Source organism: Hydrogenophaga sp. GW101-3F08, from assembly GCF_059424585.1.
Genome location: NZ_JBWKZP010000004.1, coordinates 382,811 through 389,675, shown reverse-complemented (window position 1 = coordinate 389,675; position 6,865 = coordinate 382,811). Strand labels below are relative to the sequence as shown.

The window sequence follows — 6,865 nt, the reverse complement described above, 5'->3', positions numbered from 1 at the left end:
GACACGCTCACGCAGCGCGTGCGCGCCCACCTGAAGGCCTCGCAGACCGACGCCTTTGTGATGTCGTCCAACCTGTTTGGCCGTCCCGCGGTGGTCAGTGTGCGGCTCGAAGGCATCCAGGACCCGGTGCAAAAGGTGCGCATGACGGCCCTGGTGACCGAGCTGCTGGCCCGCCACCAGATCGGCACCGATGCCCAGCAGGGCACCCCGCTGCACCTGGCGTTCGAGTCGGCGGGTGGCAACGGCGTGGAGAAAGCCACCTGGACGCTGAACCTGACCGATGAGGCGGGGCAGTCGCAGCGGGCGCGTTTCGCGACTACCATACCGCTCAACGCCCGGGCCTCGGTCTACGAGTCCAGCCTCATGGCGGCCATGAACTCCCATCTCGGCGAACTCAAATCCTGGTTGAATGTTGACTGATATGTCCTGCAAATCTCTGTGGCGCGCCACCGGCTCGGCCCTGCTTCTGGGCGCGCTTTCCCTGAGCGCGTCGGCCCAGACCAGCCCGGCCGGAGCGGCCAGGGCCGTGGCAAGCCCTGCCAAGGCTGCTGCGCCCGCGGCTCCCGCGGCCGCAGCCACATCCGTGCGGGTGCTGGTGCTGCCGGCGGGCGAAACCGTGCTGGCCAGCCCGGTGCCGGGGCGCATCGTGCAGCTCAACACCGGTCTGGGCATGGCGTTCAGGCAGGGTGCGGTGCTGATCGCCCTGGACTGTGAAGAGCCGCGCGCGCGCCAGGCCATGGCCAACGCCGATCTGGCGGCCGCGAACGACCAGTACGAAGCCAAGCTGCGCATGCAGGGCCTGGAGCAGGCCAGCGATGTCGAGGTGGCCCTGGCGGCCAGCGCCGTGGCCAAGGCCAAGGCGCAGATCGACCTGTACCAGTTCCAGATCTCCCAGTGCTCGATCCGTGCGCCCTGGGCCGGCCAGACCGCCAAGCTGCATGTGCGCAGTCACATGACGGTCACCGCGGGCCAACCCCTGCTGGAACTGGTGCGCAGCGGGCTGCTGCTGCTCAAGCTCAACGTGCCGTCGAGCTGGATGGCCACCCTGAAAATGGGCCACACGTTCGACGTGACCATCGATGAAACCGGCAACACCTACCCCGCGCGCGTGCAGCGGATCAACAGCCGGGTCGACCCGGTGAGCCAGACCATCGAGCTGGAGGCCACGATGTTGAAGACACACCCCGATTTGCTGCCCGGCATGAGCGGTGTGGCGAAGTTCACCGGCATGCGGTGAGCCCGGCCCATGTCTGAGGTATCGGATCTGGGCGTTCTGCTGCAGATCGAAGCCCGCGTGCTGCAAGCGCAGACCCTCGCCGCCCTGCGCTTCACCATCGTCAACGAAACCCATGCGTTGACGCCATACCGGCAGGCGGCCCTGTTTGAATACGACGGCGAGCGGCCACGGCTGAGCGCGGCTTCCGGGCTGGTTAGCGTGGCCAGCGAATCGCCGTTCGCGGTCTGGCTCGGGCGGTTCGCCAGGCGCTTTCCCTCGGATGGCGCCATTCACCGCCTGGATCTCGCGGACGCCGCCAGCGAAGACGCCGAGAGCTGGGCCGAGTGGCTGCCCGAACACCTGCTGCTGGTGCCGCTGCCAGACCCACAGGGGAAGGCCCGCGGGGTGGTGCTCTATGCCCGCGAGCAGCCCTGGGACGATGCCTCGGTGGAACTCGCGCAGCGTCTGCACAGCACCTACGGCTACTGTTTTGCCGCCCTGAGCCAGACCTCGCGCCCGACCTGGAGCCAGCTCCGGCAGGGGTTCAAAGGCCGCAACCGCTGGCTGGTGCTGGGTGCGCTGGCGTTGAGCATGCTGATTCCGGTGCGGCTGTCGGTGCTGGCGCCGGCCGAGGTGATCGCGTTGAACGCGATCGCGGTCGCGGCGCCACAAGACGGCGTGGTCGGCTCTTTCGCCGTGGCGCCCAACGCCCGGGTGAAGGCGGGCGATCTGTTGTTTTCGTTGGACGACTCGGCGCTGGCCAACCGGCGCCAGGTGGCGCTCAAGGGCCTGGAGATCGCCCAGGCCGATGCGCACATCGCCCAGCAGCGCGCGTTCGACGACGCCAAGAGCAAGGCCGACGTGGCCGTTGCGCTCGGCCGGGTGCGGGAGAAAGAGGCCGAACTGGCCGCCGTGGACACCCAGGCCCAGCGCGTCGAGGTGCGGGCGGACCGCGATGGCGTGGCCATCTTCGCCGACACCAACGACTGGCTGGGGCGGCCGGTGCAGACGGGTGAGCGCGTGATGCAGCTGGCGCGGCCCGAGGACGGCGGCATCCTGGTCTGGCTGGCCGTGTCCGATGCGATCAACCTTGAAACCGACGCGCCGGTGCGCCTGTTCCTGCACACCGAGCCGCTGAGTCCGCGCGCGGGGCGCCTGATCGAGGCCAGCTACCAGGCCTCGGTGAGCCCCGACGGCGTGGCCTCCTACCGCCTGCGTGCCGGGTTTGAACCCGGCACCGAGCTGCCCCGCATCGGCCTGCGGGGCACCGCGCGCATCTCGGGCGACTGGGTGCTGCTCGGTTATTACCTGTTCCGCCGCCCCATCGCCAGCGTGCGGGAATGGACCGGCCTGTGAACGCCGGCGCCATGCCCGCGCCCAGCCTGCACGGGCAGGTGAAGGTCGGTGGTGCCAAGCCGGTGGAGTTGCCCCGCATCCGCGACGAGCTGGTCCTGTTTCCCGCGGCACCCAACGAGGACGGCACCCCGGCCTGGGTGATCCAGGACCCGGTGAACAACCGCTTCTACCGCATCGGCTGGATTGATTTCGAGCTTCTGCTGCACTGGGCGGACCACGACGCGGCCAGCCTGGTGCGCACCGTCAACGCCCAGACGCCGCTGAACGTCACGCTGCAGGACGTGCGCCACCTGATGGGCTTTTTGTCGGACAACCAGTTGCTGCGCCTGGACAAGCCGACCGACGTGGCCCGCGTGCTGGACCGCAGCGAGAAACTGCAGCGCTCGCCGCTGGAATGGCTGGTGCACAACTACCTGTTTTTCCGCCTGCCGCTGGTGCGCCCGCAGGCCTGGCTGGCCTCGATCCAGCCGCTGCTGGCCCGGCTCAACCTGTCGGTGCTGGCGGCGCTGTTTGGCGCCATCACCGTGCTGGGGGTGTATCTGGTGTCCCGCCAGTGGGATGTTTTCACCCACACCCTGGTGGACAACCTGACCTGGACCGGCTTGCTGGGCTATGTGCTGGCGCTGGTGTTCGCCAAGACCGTGCACGAGCTGGGGCACGCTTTTGCCGCCACCCGCTACGGCGTGCGCGTGGCCCACATGGGGGTGGCGTTTCTGGTCATGTTTCCCATGCTCTACACCGACACCGGCGAGAGCTGGCGCCTGAAGGATGCGCGCCAGCGGCTGGTGATCGCCAGCGCGGGCATCGCGGTGGAACTCGCGCTGGCCGGCCTGGCCACCCTGGCCTGGGCGCTGGCGCCCGACGGTTCGTTTCGCAACGGCCTGTTTTTCCTGGCCACCACCAGCTGGGTGATGACGCTGGCGGTCAACGCCAGCCCGTTCATGCGCTTTGACGGCTATTTCATCGCCAGCGACCTCCTGGACCTGCCCAACCTGCACGAGCGTTCGAGCGCGCTGGCCCGGGTCTGGCTGCGCCGCGCCCTGCTGGGTCTGCAGGACGAATGGCCCGAGAGTTTTCCGCTGGGCAAGCGGCGCCTGCTGATCGCCTTCGCGCTGATCACCTGGGTCTATCGGCTGACGGTGTTCGTTGGCATCGCGGTGCTGGTTTATGTGTTCTTCTTCAAGCTGCTGGGCCTCATGCTCATGGCGCTGGAGTTGCACTGGTTCATCGGCCGGCCAGTGATGAAGGAGCTGGCGGTCTGGCGGGAGCGCCGGGCCGAGATCACCCGCCCCCGGCGCCGCCGCCTGTGGGTGCTGGGCGCGATGCTGCTGGCCATCCTGGTGTTTCCGTTCAACAGCCGCGTGATGGGCTTTGGCTGGGTCCATGCCGACAACCAGCAACTCATCCACTCGCCGTTCGCCGCCCAGATCGTCTCCGTGCCCGAGCAGCGCCGGTTCAAGGCGGGGGACGTCATGTTCGTGCTGGACTCCTCGGCGCTGGGCATCGCCCAAGACAGATCGCGTGCGCTGGCGCAGGCCCGCGAAAGCCAGATTGTCGGCCTGATGGGGGTGCCCGACGGCGAATCGCAGCGCCAGTTGCTGACCTCGCAGAAGGCCTATTTCGAAGCCGAGGAAAAACTCAGCGAGGACGAGCTGGAGCGGCTGACGCTGCGCGCGCCGTTCGACGGCGAGCTGCGCGATCTGGACCATGCGCTGGCTCCCGGGGTCTGGGTCAAGTCGCGCCAGCCGCTGGCGATGATCGTGGACCACCAGCAGTGGGTCATCGATGCCTACATCCCCGAGGCCGATCTGGCGCGGATCGAGGTCGGCCAGGCCGTGCGGGCGCGCCTGCTGTCCAACCCCGCGGCCTGGACCGGGGGGCATATCGCCGCGATCGACGTGTCCAGGACCACGGTCCTGCCCAGCCCCATGCTCGACGCCCGCAACGGCGGGCCGATCGCCACCGTCCAGGAGCCCGCCGCCACCGGGCAGGCACCGGTGCCGGTGGCGCGCGACGCCCTGTTTCGCGTGCGGGTGGTGCTGGACGAGCCGCTGGTGACGGACCAGGCGGCCACGGTGCGGGTGCGCATCGAGGGCCGGGCCGACTCGATCCTGATGGGCACCCTGCGCCAGGTGGCGTCGGTCGTGATCCGGGAAAGCGGGTTCTGAGCCACCGGGCCCGCACACCGGGCCGCGCCAACATGCGATCATTGCGCGCATGAGCATCCTGCGTGTGGCCACCTACAACATCCACAAGGGCGTGCAGGGCCTGGGGCCCGCGCGCCGGCTGGAGATCCACAACCTGTTTCATGCGGTGGAGCAGTTCGACGCCGACATCGTCTGCCTGCAGGAGGTGCGCCGCCACAACCGCAAGCTGGAAAAACACTTCACCCGCTGGCCCGATCTGGACCAGGCCAACTACCTGACCCCCGACGGTTACGAGGCGGTCTACCGCACCAACGCCATCACGCGTCACGGCGAGCACGGCAACGCCCTGCTGTCGCGCTGGCCGGTGATCGAGAGCTGGCATTCCGACGTGTCGGACCACCGGTTCGAGCAGCGCGGGCTGCTGCACGTGCAGCTGCTGGTGGACGGCAAGGACGTGCACGTGGTGGTGGTGCATCTCGGCCTGATCCACGCCAGCCGGGAACGCCAGGTCCAGCGCCTGGGCCAGTACGTGGCGCGTGAGGTGCCCGCCGGCGCGCCGCTGATCGTTGCGGGGGACTTCAACGACTGGGGCGTGCAGCTGCACCGGCCCATGGCCGAGCTGGACCTGCACACCTTTGACGGCATCCGCCTGCCCACCTACCCCTCACGCCTGCCGTTGCTGCACATGGATCGCGTGTACGTGCGCGGCCTGCGACCGGTCTCGGCCCAGGTGCCGCACGGCCGCGCCTGGGCGCGCATGTCGGACCACCTGCCGTTGATCGCCGAGCTGGAGCTGTGACCACCGCGCGCCGCAGCGACCCGACCCCACCCAAGGCGTGTGGACCGGGCTTGGGCGCCATGCAGGGCGGGCATCAGTTGCTGCTGCTGGAGGGGGGTGAGACCCTGTTCCCGGCACTGGTGGAGGCCATGGACGCCGCGCGCCGGGTGGTGCATCTGGAAACCTACATCTTCGAATTCGCCGGCTCGGCGCTGAGCGTGGCGCAGGCGCTGGAGCGTGCCGCGCGGCGCGGCGTGCTGGTGCGCCTGGTGGTGGATGGCGTGGGCACGCCGCAAGTCCCACCCGAATGGCGGCGCCGCTTTGATGCCGCCGGGGTGCGCTGGCGCGTGTACGCCCCGCTGGGGCGGCTGGGCCTGCTGATCCCGAGCAGTTGGCGGCGATTGCACCGCAAGCTCTGCGTGGTGGACGGCACGGTCGGGTTCTGTGGCGGCATCAACATCATCGACGACCAGGACGACGTGGCCCTGGGGCGGCTGACCGCGCCACGGCTGGACTATTCGCTGCGGGTGGCCGGCCCGCTGGTGGCTGACATGGTGGAGACCATGGAACAGCTCTGGTGGCGGCTGCAGGCGGTGCGCAAGGCGCGCCAGCGGGAGTTCATGGCGGCCTGGGACGCGCTGCGGGAAACCCTGCCCGTGGGCGACTTTTCGCGTCTGCTGCAGCGGTTCGAGGCGCACAGCGGATCGGCCTCTGGCCATGGCGAGCCGCTGACCGGAGCGGGGGAGGGGGCATTCCACTTCGGGGTGGACGACGCCCGGGCCTGTCTGCTGCTGCGCGACAACGTCAGCCACCGGCACGACATCGAGCGCGCCTACCTCAAGGCCATCGGCGAGGCGCGGCAGGATGTCGTGATCGTCAACGCCTATTTCATCCCCGGGCGCAAGCTGCGCCGCGCGCTCACGATGGCGGCCGCGCGCGGGGTGCGGGTGCGGCTGTTGCTGCAGGGGCGCTACGAGCACTTTCTGCAGTACCACGCGGCGCGCCCGGTGTACCAGCGGCTGCTGAGCGCCGGCATCGAGATCCACGAATACGCACCCAGCGCGCTGCACGCGAAAGTGGCGGTGGTGGACCGGCGCTGGGCCACGGTGGGCTCGACCAACCTGGACCCGCTGTCCCTGCTGCTCGCGCGCGAGGCCAACGTCATGACCACCGACCGGCGTTTCGCCTCGCAGTTGCACGAACACCTGGAGGCCCTGTTGCAGCGCAGCGGCCAGACACTCAGCGCCCGCGCGCTCGGGCAGCGCCCGTGGCGCCAGCGCGTGCTTGACCGGCTGGCGTTTGGCGTGATGCGCGCGCTGCTGTTCATCACCGGGCACCGCTACTGAAACCAAGACCCAAAGGCCCCTG

At 69.2% G+C, this 6,865-nt stretch carries 5 protein-coding genes and 1 pseudogene; all 6 read left to right on the top strand.

Going from position 1 to position 6,865, the window contains the following annotated elements; all coding sequences use genetic code 11:
• Window positions 1-420, top strand: a pseudogene (locus tag AC07YZ_RS13995) (TolC family protein); the annotation flags it as partial.
• Between the two features lies 1 nt (window position 421).
• On the top strand, window positions 422-1,237 hold the full coding sequence (locus tag AC07YZ_RS13990; RefSeq protein ID WP_226491868.1) for an efflux RND transporter periplasmic adaptor subunit: 816 nt from the start codon (window positions 422-424) through the stop codon (window positions 1,235-1,237).
• Window positions 1,238-1,246: 9 nt separating this feature from the next.
• Entirely contained in the window at window positions 1,247-2,572 is a 1,326-nt protein-coding gene (locus tag AC07YZ_RS13985; protein ID WP_494795170.1) for an efflux RND transporter periplasmic adaptor subunit, read from the top strand.
• Complete coding sequence (locus AC07YZ_RS13980; RefSeq protein WP_494795169.1) at window positions 2,569-4,740, top strand: site-2 protease family protein; 2,172 nt, start codon at window positions 2,569-2,571, stop codon at window positions 4,738-4,740. The genes AC07YZ_RS13985 and AC07YZ_RS13980 overlap by 4 nt, the downstream gene beginning before the upstream one ends.
• 49 nt (window positions 4,741-4,789) lie before the next feature.
• Window positions 4,790-5,518, top strand: coding sequence for an endonuclease/exonuclease/phosphatase family protein (locus AC07YZ_RS13975; protein WP_226491871.1), 729 nt, complete (start codon window positions 4,790-4,792; stop codon window positions 5,516-5,518).
• Window positions 5,519-5,577: 59 nt separating this feature from the next.
• The gene (clsB, locus tag AC07YZ_RS13970; protein ID WP_494795181.1) at window positions 5,578-6,843 is read left to right on the top strand and encodes a cardiolipin synthase ClsB; all 1,266 of its coding nucleotides are present in this window, start codon (window positions 5,578-5,580) and stop codon (window positions 6,841-6,843) included.
• Window positions 6,844-6,865 lie beyond the last annotated feature (22 nt).